The following is a 17,087-nucleotide window of genomic DNA, read 5'->3' as shown; positions in this document are numbered from 1 at the left end:
GGGCGGTCACGTAGGATATCCCCGTACTGAACTCCCTAATATTAGGAGCACATCCCCATGAATAAAATCGGCCAATTCATCACGACCGTCGTCATCGGCGGCTTTGCCATCGTCCTTGGCTTGCTCATCGCGCTGTCCATGACCCGTTCGCCGGAGGAGCCTTCCTCGACGTTGGGTGAAACCTTGGACACGTACCCGAAGAACCTGAGCTTCTCCGCGCTCTTGGTCCCCGACGTCTACGGCCAGGATTGGATTGCCGGTCTCGTCGTCTGCCCGGGTGCTACGGAGCAGCAGCTTGGGGAAGGCGGCGTGGATGTCGCCGGTATCGACTTCGTCGACGGCAAGGTGGCGGAGGATGAGAACTACTTTGTCACCGTCAGCGTCAATCAGGAGTACCAGGTGGAGAAGCTGAACCGCTCCCAGGTGGACCTCTGCTCCGGCGTCCTCGAGCAGGTGGAGATGGCCAAGGCCCAGGGCCAGGACGCTCCGCCGCTGCGCGGCATCCAGCCGGGCGAGCCGCTGCAGTTCCTGCGCGGTGATGACCAGATGTTGCAGCAGGGTGCTGACAATGAGGACGCTCCTGCCTGGCAGTTCGTGGGCTAATGAAGGTCCTCGCACTCGATACCGCCACCACGGATCTGGTCACGGGCATCGTTGACACCGACACTGGCGACAGCATCGACCGCGTCATCAGCGGTACGCGCGCCCACAATGAGCAGCTCATCCCTACCATCGAGGAGCTGCTTGCCGACGCCTCCCTGACCTACCCAGATCTCTCCGCCATCGTCGTGGGCACGGGGCCCGGACCGTTTACCGGCCTGCGCGTGGGCATGGCCACCGCCTCCGCGTTGGGCGTGGCCCTCCACGTGCCGGTACACGGCGTGTGCACCTTGGATGCCATCGCGCATGGTCGAATGGGGGAGTGGCTGGTGGCCATCGACGCTCGCCGCAAAGAGGTCTACTGGGCCACCTATGACGAAGGGGAGCGCCGGAGTGGCCCGAACGTATCGAAGCCGGAAACCCTCGATCTGAGCGCCGCCGGACTTTCGAGTCCGGAGACCGCGCGCCTCGTGTTCCCAGAGTCCATCGCCCCGCGTTTGCCGGATGGTATCGCTGACCTTCCCCGCGAGTGGGCCACACCGCGCGCCGCGGGTTTGGTGGCCTGCGCTGACCTGTCCGCTGAACCCGCGCCACTCGTCCCGCTCTACCTTCGCCGTCCCGATGCCGTGGAGCCACAGACCAAGCCGCGCTCGGCCGCGCTCGTCGGCGGCATCGAGGACACTCCCGAATCATGAGGCTGCGCCCACTGACCCCCGCGGACGCGCCGCGCTGTGCTGAGCTGGAAAAGGTACTCTTCCCCGGCGAACACCCATGGCCGGCGCGTGCCTTCGAGCAGGAAATAGCGGCGGGCCACACCACCTACTGGGCGGTTGACGCAAGCGACGACCACAACGCCAACCGCGCGGAAGTTCTCGGTTACGCCGGCGTGGGGCGGATGGGGCCTGCCGCCTGGCCGGAGTACGAAATCCACACCATCGGCGTCGACCCCGCCGCCCAGCGCCGCGGCATCGCACGGCTGATGATGGACGCTATCGTCGAACTCGCCGATAGTCACGACGCGCCCATCTTCCTCGAAGTGCGTGTGGGCAACGATCCGGCCATTCGCCTCTACGAGGCCTATGATTTTGTCATCAACGGCCTGCGCCGCAACTACTATCAGCCCTCCGGCGCGGACGCCCACACCATGTACCGACCACGAAAGAGTGAGAGATGTTAATCCTCGGCATCGAGTCCTCCTGCGACGAAACCGGCGTGGGCATCATCGAGCTGTCTGAGAACGGACACATGGAGATCCGCGCCGACGTCGTCGCCTCCTCCATGGAACAGCACGCGCGCTTCGGCGGCGTGGTTCCGGAGATCGCCTCCCGCGCCCACCTCGAAGCCATGCCGCAGGTGATGAAGGCGGCGTTGGAGGAGGCGGGCATCGAGAAGCCCGATGCGGTGGCCGCCACCGTGGGGCCGGGCCTCGCCGGCGCACTCCTCGTCGGGGCGTCGGCAGCCAAAGCCTTCGCCTCCGCGTGGGGCGTGCCCTTCTACGGCGTCAACCACCTCGGCGGGCACGTCGCGGTGGCCAACCTGGAGGGCGAGGAGCTGCCGCACTCGGTGGCCCTGCTCGTCTCTGGCGGTCACACCCAGCTGCTTGAGGTCGAGGCCGTGGGCAAACCCATGAAGGAACTGGGCACCACGCTTGACGACGCCGCCGGCGAAGCCTACGACAAAGTCTCCCGCCTCCTGGGGTTGGGGTATCCGGGAGGGCCGGTCATCGATAAGCTGGCCGCCCAAGGAAAGCCCACCATCGACCTGCCGCGAGGTTTGTCCAAGGCCGAGGACCTGCGCGGGCCCAACCGCCACAATTTCTCCTTCTCGGGACTCAAGACGGCGGTAGCACGCCACGTGGAAAAGGCCGAGCGCGAGGGCACCACGGTCCAGGTTGAGGACCTGTGCGCTTCCTTCCAGGAGGCGGTGGCCGATGTGCTGACCGCCAAGGCCGTGCGCGCCTGCCAGGACACAGGCGCCAAGGTACTGCTGCTCGGCGGCGGCGTGGCGGCGAATTCGCGTCTGCGCGCGCTGGCAGCGAAGCGCTGCGAATCCGCGGGCATCGAGCTGCGTGTGCCGCGCTTCAAGCTGTGCACCGATAATGGCGTGATGATCGCGGCAGTGGCCGCCCAACTCATCCACGAAGGCGCCGAACCCTCCGGCCTGGCATGCGGGACCGATACACAGCTTGAGGTGGAAGTGCCGCTCGTGGCTGCTGCGCGCTAGCGGATGCGCAACCCCCGGGGTGCAGGTAGTGTGATGACCGATAATTGCCTCGCTCGCACATAAGGAGCTCACACCGCTATGACCACTGGATTCCTCGTTAACCCCGATCTGTCCCGCCGCACCATCGAGTTTGAGATCGAGCACGCAAATCAATTCCTCGGCGGCACCACCGAGGATCGTGTCTCTGTGGCCTTCCAGGATGATGGCCAGACCTACGCGGCGCTGTTTAACCCGAACGCCAAGGCTGAAGGCGCCGACCCGAACCCGGTGGCTTCCCTGGCGCGCAATGCAGCTGCGACCGGCAATTCCGCCTTCTTGCAGGACCCAATCCGTTCCATCTGCGGTCCGGTTATCTTCGTTGCTGCCGACGGTGACGACAAGAACATCGACGAGGTCGCCGAGGCCGTGGAGCACGGCATCCGCGCGGTGAAGAACTACCACGAGGACAACCCGGAGGAGTACCAGCTGTGGCGCGCGGCTGTGCTGAACTCCCACCGGCAGGTCTAATTCCAGCCCTTGTTTGTAGGGCCTCAGCGCTTTTCTAGCGCTCGGTGTGGCGCAGCCATGCCAATACGGCCTTCACCCGCCGGTTGGAGTCCTCGGGTCGAAACCCGAGCTTTATAAATACATTGGAGACGTGCTTGCTTACTGCTCCGGAGGTAAGGACGAGCGTGTCTTCAATGTCTTTATTGCTCAATCCTTGGGCCATAAGCCCCAGTACCTCCCGCTCGCGAGCGGTGAGCCGGGCTAGACCAGTGTGCCTTGCAGAAAGCAGCGCCGTGACCACCTCTGGGTCCACCACGGTGCCGCCGCGGGCGACATCGTCAAGCGTGCGCACGAATTCTTCAACATCAGAAACGCGCTCCTTGAGTAGGTACCCGAATCCGCCGTGCTCCAGGAGGCGGTCGAGATAGCTTGCCGCTACGTATTGGCTCAGCACCACCACGGGTTGGGTGGGGTCGGCTGCCCGCAGATCGTGCACGGCTTGAAGCCCGTCATCGGTCATCGTGGGCGGCATGCGCACATCGCTGATAATGAGGTCGAAGTCTTCCTGCACTGCGATGGCGCGCAGTGCTTCGGCATCTGTGACCGCCGTGACGCTATGACCGAGAGCACCGAGTAGTTGCTCCAGACCCGCGCGCAGGAGCGCGGAATCTTCTGCGAGTAGTAACTTCATTCCGCCTCCTTCAGCGGTAGTTTGACCAGCAGCTGGCCGCCGCCTTTACCCGTAGCATTGGTGCTATCAGCACCAAAGGTTACTGTGCCGCCGAGTGCAGCAGCACGCTCACGCAGCCCGGCGAGGCCCGTGCCCGAACCCACAGCTGCACTCTCACCGTCCGGCTCTTTGGCCGTGGGGCCCATGCCATTATCTACGATTTCTAGGCGCAGCATATCCCTAAAAGCGACCGTTACCACGGCTTCGGTGGCTGCGCCGTGTTTAGAGGCGTTTGTGAGCGCCTCGGCGACTGCATGATAGGCCAGTAGTGCTGTGGTCTCGTCTATCGAGCTCTCAGCGCCCTCTACGCGAAGTGTGGTCTCAAGCCCGGAATGGGCGAGTAACTCGTCGAGGGCGGGGATAAGCCCGTCGTCGAAAAGCACCTGCGGCGCAATGCCACGCACTGTCGCCCGCAATGAAGCCAGAGCCAAAGAGGCATTATGTTCTGCGTCAGTCAAGGCCTGTTGTGCCTGGGGCGGGGCTTGTAGTTTTGCCGCGGCCAAGTTGAGCTTGAGCGCGGTGAGGTACTGCTGCGGGCCATCGTGCAGTTCGCGTTCGATGCGGCGGCGCTCGCCGGAGAAGGCATCGATAAGCGTGGCACGCGAGGCCGCCATTTCCTCGGCCGAAGGACTCAATGCCAGTCGGGTCAGCGAGACCGACGCTGAGACCAAGAGGCGGTTGAGACCTACCAGTAACAACACAAGCAACAGAGCAGCCAGCCAGCAGGTTAAGAAAATAAGCGGTCGGTTGGAGGTGGACCACTCGCCAACGGAGAACTCGGCCTTAGGTACGAATGGCGCTATCGCTAGCACACCCGCTGTGAAACCCAGGGCCGTCCACGCGGTAAAGCATGCAGTCGAAATCAATAACTGCAACACGAGGTGATAGAACTGCTGCCAATCAAACCATCGATCTGCGCGCCGGGGTGGAATTTCCACGCCCATCCACTGCGCGCCCAACCGGCCGACAAGTTCCGCGGCGCGACCCACCAACGGGATCCACGGCAGCATCAGCACCGAAATCACCAAGGTTGGGATACACAGCATGCCGAGGAGGAGGCTCCACGCACAGGCTTTGAAGGTTCGCATAGTCTTCGACCCTATCCGCCATGCCGGTGGAAGGGCAGTGGAGCTAGCTCCACCATTTTTCGGGCAGCCCGCCCCATGTCATTGTTGTGCGTGGCCGAGTGGAATCAAAGGCATGTTAAAAGCAGAAAACCTTAGTAAGCGCTACGGCCGCCGCACCGTGCTCAATCGCGTCAATGTGTCTATCGCCCCAGGCGAATTCGTTGCCATCATGGGGCCATCGGGAAGCGGCAAAACCACGCTCCTGAACCTGTTATCCGGGCTCGATAAGCCCACTTCCGGCCGAGTCAACGCGCCGGGGCGCAAGCAGCGTGCATTTGTATTCCAAGACTACAACCTGCTGGAATCCCTCAACGCGCAACGCAATGCCACCTTGACGGCGCGCTTTTCCGGCCGGCGCCCTGCACGCGGCCGTGTGGCAGAGGTCTTCGATTCGCTCGGTCTCGCTGGATTGGAGAGCCGCCTGCCCGCACAGCTTTCTGGTGGGCAGCAGCAACGCGTGGCTGTCGCCCGGGCATTGCTGGCCCAAGCGCCCTATATCTTCGCTGACGAGCCCACGGGCGCGCTTGACGACGCCACCGCTTCCACCGTCCTTTCCCACCTTCACGCCGTTGCCCGCGATGGAGCCAGCGTGATCATGGTGACTCACTCGCACCTTGCCGCCGAGGCGGCCGACCGGGTCATTTCCTTGGAGGAGGTGGCCCATGCTGGTGTGGCTTAAGGACTTACAGTCCAATTGGCTATCGTGGCTGGCCGTAGCGCTGACCCTGGTGGTGTCTTCCACCTCGTGCACCCTAGCGCTAGCCATGCTGGTCGCTTCCCCCGGAGCCGAAGAAAACCCCGCTGGGCCTCTGGGCGGCACAGTGCTGGGCATGTCACTGTGCGTGGTAGTGCTGGTGACGCTCTCGCAGATGCGCCTTATCATCGCTGAGCGCGAGCCGGTCTACCGTTCCTGGCGCATGGTGGGCATGCCTGGGTGGATGATCCTGATTTTCATTCTGGGCCAAGTCGCGGTGGTCAGCGCGGCCGCCGGATTTCTTGGTGTGCTGCCGGCCCGTCCACTGCTCGCGCCGTGCGTGCGCGCCCTGCGCAGCGACGGCATCCCTTTGCCAGACATTGCGATTACAGGCCAGGTCGTTGGTATTGCGATAGTTGTCTGCATGTCCGCGGCCCTAGTCGGAGCGCTGCCTCCACTGCGCCGAGTCTTTCGGCCGCACGCCACCGCACACCCGGCGTGGCTCATGGTGAAATTCCTGCTCGCGTCCGTTGCTGTCGGCAGTACGGTCTATGGATGCCTACACATTGATGATCCCGGCGACCTCCTCTCGGCCGAGATGGGCTTGGTCATCCTTGTCGCGCTCTTTTTGCCCTGGCTTATGCCCGTCCTGGATCAATGGACCCGCGCGGCCGGCATCGCTGGGGCTAATGTGCGCATGCGCCGAAGCTTTTCCACCCCGCACATCGTGCCGTGGGTGCTCGTCGGCGGCTTTATCGTCGCCGTCGGCTCGGGCCTGCGCTTTGGGAACGACGCAGGCGCCGGAGGCACCCTGTCCTCGTGGCAGGCCTTCCTCGCCCTTTTGGGTCCAGTCTTCGCACCTAGCATCGTGGGCGCCGTGCTTACCTCGCTGCTTATGCACGGGCGCATCGCGGCCGATATTCGTGGCCTCACCTTGGCGGGCGCCGCCCCCTCGGCCTGGGCGCGCGTGCAAGTGGGGGAGGCGGCGTGCCTCACCCTGACTGCGGCCGGCGTGGTCTGGGCGCTGTGTTTGGCGACGCTCCTGCCCCTCCAGCACCTGCTCACCCCACAGGCTTCCTTCGGTCGAACGCTGGTAGAGGAGTTGTGGTGGCCGTCCTTCGCCGTAATATTCGGCGCAATGTTTATTGCCCTGGGCGTCGTCAAGCTGGCGTTGGCCGGCTTTGTACACACCCGAGCCGCGTCGTTCGCGGAGGGCGAACGGGTTATCGGCCCACAACGTTGAGGGCTAGCAGTCGCGCGGGTAGAGTGCTAGGCAGGTTGTTTTGACCCACAGTTGTTCACCCGCGACGACGGCTGTGCTGGACACCCACAACCGGCACGCGCGCGTCCACGTGGACGCGCACTAGGAACACTTTGGAGGAAATCATCATGGCAAACATTAAGCCGCTGGAGGACAAGGTCCTCGTCCAGATCGTTGAAGCTGAGACCACCACTGCATCCGGCCTGGTTATCCCGGACTCCGCGAAGGAGAAGCCGCAGGAGGCCACCGTCGTCGCTGTCGGCCCGGGCCGCACCAACGACAAGGGCGAGGTCGTCCCGGTTGGCGTCAACGAGGGCGACACCGTCATCTTCTCCAAGTACGGCGGCACCGAGCTGAAGTACGACGGCCAGGAGTACCTCCTGCTGTCCGCTCGCGACCTGCTCGCTGTCATCGAGAAGTAAAAGTAGGCGATTAACCCTATGTCAAAACTGATTGCATTTGACCAGGAGGCCCGCGAGGGCATCCAGCGCGGCGTAGACACGCTTGCCGACGCCGTCAAGGTCACCCTCGGACCGCGTGGCCGCAACGTCGTGCTGTCCAAGGCTTTTGGTGGCCCGACCGTCACCAACGACGGCGTCACCATCGCCCGCGACATTGACCTCGACGATCCTTTTGAGAACCTCGGCGCCCAGCTGGTGAAGTCCGTGGCCGTCAAGACCAACGACATCGCCGGTGACGGTACGACTACCGCCACCTTGCTGGCTCAGGCTCTCGTCTTCGAAGGCCTGCGCAACGTGGCAGCCGGCGCTAACCCCATCGAGCTGAACAAGGGCATCGAAGCGGCGGCTGAGAAGGTCGTCGAGGAGCTCAAGAAGCGCGCTACCCCGGTGAACTCCTCCGCGGAGGTCTCCCAGGTTGCCACCGTTTCCTCCCGCGATGCGGAGGTCGGCGAGATGGTTGCTGGCGCGATGGACAAGGTGGGTAAGGACGGCGTCGTGACCGTCGAGGAGTCCCAGACCATCGAGTCCACCGTGGACGTCACCGAGGGCATTTCCTTCGACAAGGGCTACCTCTCCCCGTACTTCGCGACGGAAGAGGAGACCTACAACGCCGTGCTTGACGACGCCGCAATTCTCCTCGTCCGCAACAAGATCTCCTCCCTGCCGGACTTCCTGCCGCTGCTGGAGAAGATCGCGGAGTCCTCGCGCCCGACCCTCATCATCGCTGAAGACATCGAGGGCGAGCCGCTGCAGGCGCTCGTGGTGAACTCCATCCGCAAGGTCCTCAAGGTCGCCGCCGTGAAGTCCCCGTACTTCGGCGAGCGCCGCAAGGGCTTCATGGATGACTTGGCTGTTGTAACCGGCGCTACCGTCGTCGACCCTGAGGTTGGCATCAACCTCAAGGAGGTCGGCCCGGAGGTGCTGGGTTCTGCCCGCCGCGTCACCGTGTCCAAGGAGGACACCGTGATTGTGGATGGTGCAGGTACCGCTGAGGCTGTCGAGGAGCGCCGCGAGCAGCTGCGCCGCGAGATCGAGCGCACCGATTCCACCTGGGATAAGGAGAAGCTCGAGGAGCGTCTGGCCAAGCTGTCCGGTGGCGTTGCCGTCATCCGCGTTGGCGCCGCTACCGAGACCGAGGTCAACGAGCGCAAGCTGCGCGTCGAGGACGCCATCAACGCCGCCCGCGCGGCCGTTGAAGAGGGAGTCATCGCTGGCGGTGGCTCCGCGCTGGTCCAGATCTCCCAGGAGCTCGAGGCTTTCGCTGAGGGCTTCGAGGGCGAGGCCAAGATCGGTGTGCTGGCCGTGGCTCGCGCGCTGACCCGCCCGGCCTACTGGATCGCCGAGAACGCCGGTCTAGATGGCTCCGTCGTCGTCGCCCGCGTTGCCGAGCAGGCCAACGGTGAAGGTTTCAACGCCGCCACCCTGGAGTACGGCAACCTGCTCGAGCAGGGCATCATCGACCCGGTGAAGGTCACCCACTCCGCCGTGGTCAATGCCGCCTCCGTGGCCCGCATGGTGCTCACCACCGAGGCTTCCGTCGTGGAGAAGCCCGCCGAGGAAGAGCCGGCTCAGGCCGGCCACGCGCACGCCCATTAAAAGCGCGGGGAAACAACGTTTCTCCGGGAATAGCAAAGAGCTACAAGAAAAGGCCCGTCGCCCAAGCCCCGTACGTGGGGAAGGGGCTGCGGGCCTTTGTCCTGCATTCACCGGTGACTCACCGGTGAGTAACTGTTCTACGGAGCTAGCCGTGCGATCCCTTGGGATGTGGGCACGGAGTCCGGGGGTTGCTTCGACGCGAAGACTGTCGGTACGAGCGGGAAATGATGCTATCTAAAGAAACCACGCGTCTGGCTCCGTTACGGCTACGAAGCGTGAAGCGAGGGGCTTATGCGCTGACGGTGGCGTGAGCGTCGCGCGAGCGCAGAGCTACGACGCGCTCAGATTCACTCATGCCACCCCACACGCCGTAGGGCTCGCCGGAGGCCAGGGCATGTTCGCGGCACATTTCGATGACTGGGCAGGTGTGGCAGATCGCCTTGGCGCGGCTTTCGCGCTGAGCGCGGGCGCGCCCGCGCTCGCCGTCCGGGTGGTAGAACACGTCAGAGTTTTCTCCACGGCATGCCCCGTGGAGCTGCCAATCCCAAAAGTCCGCATTCGGCCCGGGGAGCAGGAAGGACTGAGACACGTTCGATTCTCCTTAATCAAAGATAGAGCGCCCGGGTGCGTATCGTGCTGTGGGCAAGCCTTTGCACGGGGTGGCGCCCTGAGCACCGGGGCGAGGTGAGACGAGATAGAAGTGTGTCCCCCTTGGGTAAACGGCGCGTTACGCAATGCTGACATGTAGGTGTAGCAGGCCGAAAACTCTCACTTTTACCCTTGATGACCTGCACCTACATCTAAGATGAACGGTGTATGAACTTTTCTCATAGCTGCCAAAGAGTGGGGAATAGGCCCGTCGTTTCGGGTTTCAACCAAAGGTTGTGACATGATATTCGTGCAGAATATGAACTAATACACCAAGCAGAACAAGCAAGGATGGCAGTGGCTACTCAAGCTACAGACGCGAGCGGCTCCTCAGCGGCGTCGAAGCGCGACAGCGATAAGGAATTAGCGGACCTCGTTCCGCTCGCTGTCGACGGTAGCCGCCGCGCCCTACAGCGCATCATGCGCATTATTCACCCGCAGGTCCTGCGCTATTGCCGCGCCCGCATCGGCGGCCACCGCCAACCGACGGCAGAGGATGTGGCGCAGGAAATCTGCTTGGCGGTGGCGACGTCGATTGGCACGTACAAGGACAAGGGTCGCCCGTTTATGGCCTACGTGTATGGCATCGCTGCCCACAAGGTGACCGACGCCCACCGCGCCCTCAGCCGCGATCACACCCACCCCACGGACGACGTCCCGGAAGACGCCGCTGAGGACGCTACCCCCGAAGAATCCGCTCTGGTCGTGGACGGTAGTAACAGAGTGCGGGCCATGCTCGATACGTTAAGTGACAAGGCCCGGGACATTATCATTTTGCGTGTGTTTGTGGGGCTGTCGGCAGAGGAGACCGCAGAAATTGTGGAGTCCACCCCTGGCGCAGTCCGCGTGGCACAGCATCGTGCACTGGCGCAATTGCGCAAATCCCTCGACTCGCACGAGACACAATGAACCAGCAGTGGGGCTAGCACAAGCTAGCAGTGAGCCATCGGCACTTGGCACCGACAAGTTAAGAATTTCTCTATCAAGGAAGGGAGGACATCGTGGCAAAGAAGGACCAGCCTCAGCAGGGCGTCGCTGAGCAGCTGCAGCCTTTGGTTGATGATGATGCATTCCTCACCACTCTCTCCGAAGGAACGGATCCCTCCGATGGCGGTGATGAGCTGGCAGGGCTCCTGCTGGAGTTGCGCGGGGACGTCGAAAAGCAGATGCCCCCGGCCCCGCTCATTGAAGGCGCGGACGAAGAGCCGGAGGTTATTTCCCTGGATGCGGCACGTCGCCGTCGTCGGGGCAAGCCATTCATCCACGGCCTCATCGGCGCGGCCGCAGCTACGCTGCTGATCGCGGGTAGCGGAGCGGTGGTCGTCAACGCCGGCCCGGGATCGCCGCTTTATGGCGTGAATCAGTCGCTCTTCGGCACGAACAATGAGGATGTGTCCGTAGTGGAGCTCGCTGGAACGCTCGACGAAATGGAAAAGCGTTCCGCGCAGGGAGACATGGACGGCACCCGCCAGTTGCTCGAAGAAGCCCGGAAGATGGTGGACCAGGCCAAGCGGGAACGCGAGGCAGAAGCGCCGCGTACGACGAGGCAGCAGCCCCGCGCCACGGTGACGCAGACGCAGACCGTGGAAAAGCCCGTTCCGGTGGAAGAGGAGCAGCCGCCGCAGGAGCCGGCAACCGTCACGCAGACCCAGACTGCAGTGTCCACCGTTGTGGTCACCCAGACGGTGTCGGCCGGTAACCCGCTGAACCCTCCAGCGCCTACTTACCCGGAGCCGAGCCAGCCGGGTGGTGGCGAGCAGCCAACGCCTCCGCAGGGCGGTAACTCCGACGGGGATGGTACTGGGGATAACGGCCAACTCCCGCCGCCGCAGTTCCAGCAATAAAACGCACAGAACCTCTCCTTCCCACAGCGGGGAGGAGAGGTTCTTTCGTTGTATAAGGCGCGGTACTTAATCCGCGCCAACCGCGCGCGTTAGTAGCGCGAATCCATGCCGTCGAGGTAGCCCACCGCATAATCCCACGGGACGTAGCGCATGGGGTCCGGCTCCGCGCCCGGCTCGTGGACAGGGGCGAGCTGGCCTGCCAGCGTGGCCTGCATGTTGGAGGCCATGATGTCCCACTCGTAGAAGTGGTTTTCCTCGCAGTCCTCGCAGAAAAAGAAAATGCCGTCGATGCCGCGCGGGCTGAGAACGCGCGCGAACTCTTGGACCATGGCCAGATCGTGGATGACGGCGAGACGGTCCTCCTCGGACAGCGGCTCGACGTGGTCCTCCTCCTCGAGGAAGGAAGCTGGGTCGTTGGGATCGTCCGCGAAAGGATCGCGGGGCATGTTGGCGAAAAAGTTCACGTCTGCGAGCCTATTAACTCCGTGCGCGCATAGCAATTCTCTCTCGACACCGATTCGTCCACCCACGGCTACCACTACGGGGCGTCCACGCACTACAGTGAGGGCTACCGCATAAAACTATCTGGTCAGTTTAGGAGAGCCCCACCCTCATGAGCCACGTCCACACCGGCGGAGACAACCCCGACAAGATTGCACTCTACGGCCTTACTTTTGATGATGTCCTGCTGTTGCCGGCAGAATCCAACGTCGTTCCCTCCGAGGTGGATACCTCGGCGCAGTTCACCCGCAACATTCGCCTCGGCGTGCCGCTGGCTTCCGCCGCGATGGACACCGTGACCGAGGCCCGCATGGCCATCGGCATGGCCCGTCAAGGTGGCATTGGCGTCCTGCACCGCAACCTCTCTGCTGAGGATCAGGCGCAGCAGGTGGAAATTGTGAAGCGCTCCGAGTCCGGCATGGTGACCGACCCGGTCACCGCCACCCCGGACATGACTATCGACGAGGTGGACACGCTGTGCGCGCGGTTCCGGATTTCGGGTCTGCCGGTCGTCGATAAGCAGGGCACCCTCGTGGGCATCTGCACCAACCGTGACATGCGCTTCGAGCCGGATTTCTCCCGCAAGGTCTCCGAGATTATGACCCCGATGCCGCTGGTTGTGGCCAAGGAAGGCGTCAGCAAGGAGGAGGCGCTGGCGCTGCTGTCCGCCAACAAGGTGGAGAAGCTGCCCATCGTCAACGATGAGAACAAGCTCGTTGGCCTCATCACCGTCAAGGACTTTGTCAAGACTGAACAGTTCCCCAACGCCTCCAAGGATGCTTCCGGGCGCCTGCTCGTGGCCGCCGGCATTGGCACCGGTGAGGAGTCCTACCAGCGCGCAGGCCAGCTTGTCGACGCCGGCGTAGACGTCCTCGTCGTCGACTCCGCCCATGCCCACAACAACCGCGTGCTGGAGATGGTCTCCCGCGTGCAGAAGGACTTCGGCGACCGCATTGACGTCATCGGCGGCAACCTGGCCACCCGTGAAGCAGCCCGCGACATGATTGAGGCCGGCGCCGACGCCATCAAGGTCGGCATCGGACCTGGATCCATTTGCACCACGCGCGTCGTGGCGGGCGTAGGTGCCCCGCAGATCACCGCCATCATGGAGGCCGCCGCCGTGGCAGGCCCGGCGGGCGTGCCGGTTATCGGCGATGGCGGTATGCAGTACTCCGGTGACGTCGCCAAGGCCTTGGCAGCCGGCGCCGATGCCGTCATGCTGGGCTCCATGCTGGCCGGCACCACGGAGGCGCCGGGTGACATCGTCGTGGTCCAGGGCAAGCAGTACAAGCGCTACCGCGGCATGGGCTCCATGGGTGCTATGCAGGGCCGCGGCCTGTCAGGGGAGAAGCGTTCCTACTCCAAGGACCGCTACTTCCAGGCCGACGTCAAGAGTGAGGACAAGCTAGTGCCGGAGGGCGTCGAGGGACGCGTGCCATTCCGCGGTGATATCGATGCCATCGTCCACCAGATTGTGGGCGGCCTGCGCGCCTCGATGGGCTACACCGGCTCCGCCACCTTGGCTGAGCTCAAGACCAAGCAGTTTGTCCAGATCACCGCTGCGGGCCTCAAGGAGTCTCACCCGCACCACCTTCAGCAGATCGTCGAAGCTCCGAACTACCGCTAAGGACTAACAATGCGCGATTACGTAGAAATCGGCGTCGGCCGCGAGGCACGCCGCACCTATGACCTGAACCAGATCTCCCTGGTGCCGACTCGCCGCACCCGTTCCTCCAAGGATGTGGACACCTCGTGGCACATCGATGCCTACACTTTTGACGTGCCGTTCGTCTCGGCGCCGACCGATGCGCTGGCCACTCCCGAGTTCGTTATCGAGATGGGCAAGCAGGGCGGCCTCGGTGTTATCAACGCAGAGGGTTTGTGGGGCCGCCACGAGGATCTGGAGGGCGCGATTGCCCGCGTGACGGAGAACTTCGGCGACCTGTCGACGCTGCAGGAGCTGCACGCAGCACCGCTGAACGAGGAACTGCTGGCCGAGCGCATCGCGCAGGTGCGCGATTCCGGCGTCACCGTGGCCGTGCGCGTATCCCCGCAGCACGCCCGCGAGCTGGCGCCCGTGGTTATTAAGGCCGGCGCGGAGCTGCTGTTCATCCACGGCACTTTGATTTCCGCCGAGCACGTGCAGACTGGTGGCGAGCCGCTCAACTTGAAGGAGTTCATCGGCTCGCTGGATACCCCGGTGATTGCCGGTGGCGTGGCGGATTACACCACGGCGCTGCACCTGATGCGCGCGGGTGCTGCGGGCATTATCGTTGGCTCCGGAGTGAACACCAACCCGGAGACCGTCGGCATCGATATCCCCATGGCGACGACCATCGCGGATGTTGCGGCCGCACGCCGCGACTACCTGGATGAGACCGAGGGCCGCTACGTGCACGTGCTTGCCGACGGCGACATCTTCACCTCCGCCGACATCGCCAAGGCCATTGCCTGTGGCGCCGATGGTGTCGTTCTAGGGCCAGTCCTGGCCCGCGCGGCGGAGGCCGGCGGCAAGGGCTGGTACTGGCCGTCCACGGCCGGCCACCCGCGTTTCCCGCGCGGCCTCATCGAGCCGGTTGGCGTGGCCGATGCCCTCCTGGGCACCGGCACTTTTGGCGCCGATGCCTTTGACGCCGCTGCTTCTGGCAACGCAGCTTCTGGCACCGCCGAGGATGCCTCAGCGGGTGCGCCTTCCTTGGAGGTCGTGCTCCACGGCCCGTCCAACGAGCCGCTGGGTGAGCTCAACCTGGTCGGTGGGCTCAAGCGCGCTATGGCCAAGTGCGGCTACACGGATCTGAAGTCCTTCCAGAAGGTTGGTCTGGCCGTTCGCTAGTCCTGCAGGCGCAGCTGTCCATTGGGGCGCTGCGCCGCTCAGCCTGGCTCGGGACGGAGTTTTCTTCGCTGCCCCCGGCGGCTCGTGCGCTGGCTTAGCGTTCTGCTGGGTTGAGCACCGATGGTGCTTCAACGTTAGAGTTAGAGCCGCGATTGCGTGGCTTGTGAAACCACAGCAGCCGGGGCTTCTTCAGGCGGCGTGGGCGCAGTGCCACCTTGCGGAAAACCACGCGCCCTCGCGCCGGCGCCATGGTTTGGAGCACCGAGGCCACCACCACCAGCCCGATAGCCGCCAGCTTGAGCTGAGAAATATTCTGTGAAAGCAGGAGCCAGCCAAAGAGCGCGGCGAAAACGGGCTCCAAAGCGATCAGGATGGAAAAGACGTTGGGCGCAAGCTTGCGCAGCGCCAGGAACTCCAACGAATAGGGGATGAGCGAGGCCAGCACGCCCGTGCCCAGGGCAAACAGCAATAGGGTGGGGTCGCTGGCCAACGCCACCGCCCCGCGCCCACCCACTGGAAGGAGAACGAGGCCGCCGATGAGGAAAGCCATAGCCAAGCCGTCTGCACCGCTAAAGAGCGCGCCGGCCTTCTTGCTGGCCAAGATATAAGCAGCCCACATCGCGCCGGCGCACAGCAGGAAGAACACACCTCGCAGGTCGAGGGGGTCTCCGTTGAAGGAGTCCAGCCCCATCAGGCCCATGCCGATGAGGGCGAGGGCGACGCAGGTGGCGTCGCGAAGCGAGCGGGAGAGACACGCCGCCAGCAGCAGCGGGCCGAGGAACTCGATGGTCACGGCAGGCCCCAGCGCAACCAGCTCGATGCCGGAATAGAAGAAGCCATTCATCAGGCCCAGAGTGAGACCGAAAATGGTGGCAGAGATCCATTTCTCGCGGCTCCATGTGCGCACGCGCGGTCGCGCAATGGCGAGCAGAATCACGGCGGCGAAAAGCAGACGCAGCGAGGCAGTGCCCCACGGGCCGCCAATGGGGAAAAGCTGGATGGCGAGGCTCGCTCCCAACTGGAGCGAAATGCACGAGCCGATGACGCACAAAACTGCAAACGGATTGGTCATGCAGTCCATTGTGGGGCGGGAAGAACTGTTAGTCTATCTACAGTTTTTAACACGTACCTGTTAGGGATTCTGTCATGTTGGATCTGCACCGTCTGCGCATTCTCTACGAGCTGCAACGCCTCGGCACCGTCACCGCTGTGGCGGAATCGCTGCGCTATACGCACTCGGCTATCTCCCAACAACTGGCGCAGTGTGAAAAAGAAGTAGGCGTGGCGCTCTATGAAAAAGTCGGCCGACGAGTGCGGTTGACGGAGCAGGGAGAAATCCTTGCCTCCTACGCGGAGCGGATGCTCGCCTTGGCGGATGAGGCCGAGTCACAGGTCATCGCATCAACCAACGCGGTGCGTGGCACGATCAAGGTCACGACGTTTCAAACGATCATGTCCTCGCTGGTCCCGCGGGCGCTGACGGAGCTAGCCAGGGAGTACCCGGACCTGCGCGTGCAGATCATCCAGCGCGAAGCCGATGGCGCGATGGAGCTGCTGGCGCGCCGGGAGGTGGACCTCATCCTGGGTGAGGAGTACGAGTCGGACATGCCCGCCACGGATGAGCACACCCATCGGGAGCTGCTTCTCGACGACCCCCTCCGCCTCATCACCCCACTCACCGGCCCCTGGAGCGAGTTGCGATTGGAGGATTTTGCAGCGTTCGATGACGAAATCCCTTTTGCCATGGACCCGGAGGAGTTTTTGTTGGGGAGGTTCGTCCACCGGCTGTGCCGCAGGCATGGGTTTAACCCCAGTGTGCTCTATGAAACCCCGGACCCGTTCCTGCACGCGCACCTGGTGCGTACGGGCCACGCGGTGGCGGTGATCTCGGACCTTTTTCTCGAAGAGATCGAAGGCGTGCGTGTGGTTGCCTTGCCTGGTAATCCCACCCGCACGCTCTACACCGCGGTTCGCGCTGGGCGCGAGGGACACCCAGCCTTGCGGGCGTTTCGGGCAGCGTTGAGCAAGGCAGCTGCCACCGCGAAAGATTATGGGCCACTCCCTGCGGTCTAGGGTGCGGGTT

General features: G+C 63.6%; 19 protein-coding genes. 14 read left to right on the top strand and 5 right to left on the bottom strand.

What is annotated here, in order from left to right; translation table 11 throughout:
• Positions 1 to 57 precede the first annotated feature (57 nt).
• From QKE52_RS06410 to QKE52_RS06390, 5 genes are all read left to right on the top strand, one after another.
• Complete coding sequence (locus tag QKE52_RS06410; protein ID WP_046648423.1) at positions 58 to 603, top strand: hypothetical protein; 546 nt, start codon at positions 58 to 60, stop codon at positions 601 to 603.
• The gene (gene tsaB, locus QKE52_RS06405; protein ID WP_293776323.1) at positions 603 to 1,295 is read left to right on the top strand and encodes a tRNA (adenosine(37)-N6)-threonylcarbamoyltransferase complex dimerization subunit type 1 TsaB; all 693 of its coding nucleotides are present in this window, start codon (positions 603 to 605) and stop codon (positions 1,293 to 1,295) included. Before QKE52_RS06410 ends, tsaB begins: the two co-directional genes overlap by 1 nt.
• Positions 1,292 to 1,777, top strand: a complete 486-nt coding sequence (gene rimI / locus QKE52_RS06400) for a ribosomal protein S18-alanine N-acetyltransferase (RefSeq protein ID WP_293776321.1) — start codon at positions 1,292 to 1,294, stop codon at positions 1,775 to 1,777. The genes tsaB and rimI overlap by 4 nt, the downstream gene beginning before the upstream one ends.
• Positions 1,771 to 2,823, top strand: coding sequence for a tRNA (adenosine(37)-N6)-threonylcarbamoyltransferase complex transferase subunit TsaD (tsaD, locus tag QKE52_RS06395; protein ID WP_046648420.1), 1,053 nt, complete (start codon positions 1,771 to 1,773; stop codon positions 2,821 to 2,823). Before rimI ends, tsaD begins: the two co-directional genes overlap by 7 nt.
• A gap of 78 nt (positions 2,824 to 2,901) precedes the next feature.
• On the top strand, positions 2,902 to 3,330 hold the full coding sequence (locus tag QKE52_RS06390) for a hypothetical protein (protein ID WP_144268716.1): 429 nt from the start codon (positions 2,902 to 2,904) through the stop codon (positions 3,328 to 3,330).
• A 34-nt stretch (positions 3,331 to 3,364) separates the two neighbouring features.
• On the opposite strand, the gene QKE52_RS06385 is transcribed toward QKE52_RS06390, so the two are convergent.
• Together QKE52_RS06385 and QKE52_RS06380 are read right to left on the bottom strand one after the other, a co-directional pair.
• Positions 3,365 to 4,000 carry a response regulator transcription factor gene (locus tag QKE52_RS06385; RefSeq protein WP_070521553.1) on the bottom strand — a complete coding sequence of 212 codons (636 nt, stop codon included), beginning with the start codon at positions 3,998 to 4,000 and terminating at the stop codon, positions 3,365 to 3,367.
• Positions 3,997 to 5,127, bottom strand: coding sequence for a histidine kinase (locus QKE52_RS06380; RefSeq protein ID WP_070521551.1), 1,131 nt, complete (start codon positions 5,125 to 5,127; stop codon positions 3,997 to 3,999). Before QKE52_RS06380 ends, QKE52_RS06385 begins: the two co-directional genes overlap by 4 nt.
• A 112-nt stretch (positions 5,128 to 5,239) precedes the next feature.
• Between QKE52_RS06380 and QKE52_RS06375 the strand changes: the two genes are divergently transcribed.
• From QKE52_RS06375 to groL, 4 genes are all read left to right on the top strand, one after another.
• Positions 5,240 to 5,845 carry an ABC transporter ATP-binding protein gene (locus QKE52_RS06375; protein ID WP_070521548.1) on the top strand — a complete coding sequence of 202 codons (606 nt, stop codon included), beginning with the start codon at positions 5,240 to 5,242 and terminating at the stop codon, positions 5,843 to 5,845.
• Entirely contained in the window at positions 5,829 to 7,103 is a 1,275-nt protein-coding gene (locus tag QKE52_RS06370; RefSeq protein ID WP_347948417.1) for an FtsX-like permease family protein, read from the top strand. The genes QKE52_RS06375 and QKE52_RS06370 overlap by 17 nt, the downstream gene beginning before the upstream one ends.
• Positions 7,104 to 7,243: 140 nt before the next feature.
• Positions 7,244 to 7,543: a co-chaperone GroES gene (groES, locus tag QKE52_RS06365; protein WP_167595557.1), complete on the top strand. Its 300-nt coding sequence runs from the start codon at positions 7,244 to 7,246 to the stop codon at positions 7,541 to 7,543.
• An 18-nt stretch (positions 7,544 to 7,561) separates the two neighbouring features.
• The gene (groL, locus tag QKE52_RS06360) at positions 7,562 to 9,178 is read left to right on the top strand and encodes a chaperonin GroEL (protein WP_347948416.1); all 1,617 of its coding nucleotides are present in this window, start codon (positions 7,562 to 7,564) and stop codon (positions 9,176 to 9,178) included.
• A 289-nt stretch (positions 9,179 to 9,467) separates the two neighbouring features.
• Here groL and QKE52_RS06355 read toward each other — a convergent pair whose 3' ends face one another.
• Positions 9,468 to 9,767: a WhiB family transcriptional regulator gene (locus QKE52_RS06355; protein WP_046648418.1), complete on the bottom strand. Its 300-nt coding sequence runs from the start codon at positions 9,765 to 9,767 to the stop codon at positions 9,468 to 9,470.
• A 350-nt stretch (positions 9,768 to 10,117) separates the two neighbouring features.
• On the opposite strand from QKE52_RS06355, the gene QKE52_RS06350 reads away from it, so the two are divergent.
• Complete coding sequence (locus QKE52_RS06350) at positions 10,118 to 10,735, top strand: sigma-70 family RNA polymerase sigma factor (RefSeq protein ID WP_046648417.1); 618 nt, start codon at positions 10,118 to 10,120, stop codon at positions 10,733 to 10,735.
• Between the two features lie 92 nt (positions 10,736 to 10,827).
• Positions 10,828 to 11,670 carry a hypothetical protein gene (locus QKE52_RS06345; protein WP_046648415.1) on the top strand — a complete coding sequence of 281 codons (843 nt, stop codon included), beginning with the start codon at positions 10,828 to 10,830 and terminating at the stop codon, positions 11,668 to 11,670.
• Positions 11,671 to 11,759: 89 nt separating this feature from the next.
• Here QKE52_RS06345 and QKE52_RS06340 read toward each other — a convergent pair whose 3' ends face one another.
• On the bottom strand, positions 11,760 to 12,134 hold the full coding sequence (locus QKE52_RS06340) for a DUF5319 domain-containing protein (protein ID WP_046648414.1): 375 nt from the start codon (positions 12,132 to 12,134) through the stop codon (positions 11,760 to 11,762).
• A 149-nt stretch (positions 12,135 to 12,283) separates the two neighbouring features.
• On the opposite strand from QKE52_RS06340, the gene guaB reads away from it, so the two are divergent.
• Both guaB and QKE52_RS06330 read left to right on the top strand, forming a co-directional pair.
• Entirely contained in the window at positions 12,284 to 13,798 is a 1,515-nt protein-coding gene (guaB, locus tag QKE52_RS06335) for an IMP dehydrogenase (RefSeq protein WP_347948415.1), read from the top strand.
• Positions 13,799 to 13,807: 9 nt separating this feature from the next.
• A complete protein-coding gene (locus tag QKE52_RS06330; RefSeq protein ID WP_347948414.1) occupies positions 13,808 to 15,004 on the top strand; it encodes a GuaB3 family IMP dehydrogenase-related protein in 1,197 nt (398 codons plus the stop codon).
• Positions 15,005 to 15,098: 94 nt separating this feature from the next.
• Here the strand turns inward: QKE52_RS06330 and QKE52_RS06325 are convergent, their stop codons facing one another.
• The gene (locus QKE52_RS06325) at positions 15,099 to 16,076 is read right to left on the bottom strand and encodes an EamA family transporter (RefSeq protein ID WP_347948413.1); all 978 of its coding nucleotides are present in this window, start codon (positions 16,074 to 16,076) and stop codon (positions 15,099 to 15,101) included.
• 74 nt (positions 16,077 to 16,150) lie between these two features.
• Between QKE52_RS06325 and QKE52_RS06320 the strand changes: the two genes are divergently transcribed.
• The gene (locus tag QKE52_RS06320; protein ID WP_347948412.1) at positions 16,151 to 17,077 is read left to right on the top strand and encodes a LysR family transcriptional regulator; all 927 of its coding nucleotides are present in this window, start codon (positions 16,151 to 16,153) and stop codon (positions 17,075 to 17,077) included.
• Positions 17,078 to 17,087 lie beyond the last annotated feature (10 nt).

Source organism: Corynebacterium sp. c25Ua_47 (assembly GCF_039907205.1).
GTDB classification, from domain to species: Bacteria; Actinomycetota; Actinomycetes; order Mycobacteriales; family Mycobacteriaceae; genus Corynebacterium; species Corynebacterium hiratae.
This window is presented reverse-complemented; position numbering and strand designations above follow the sequence as displayed.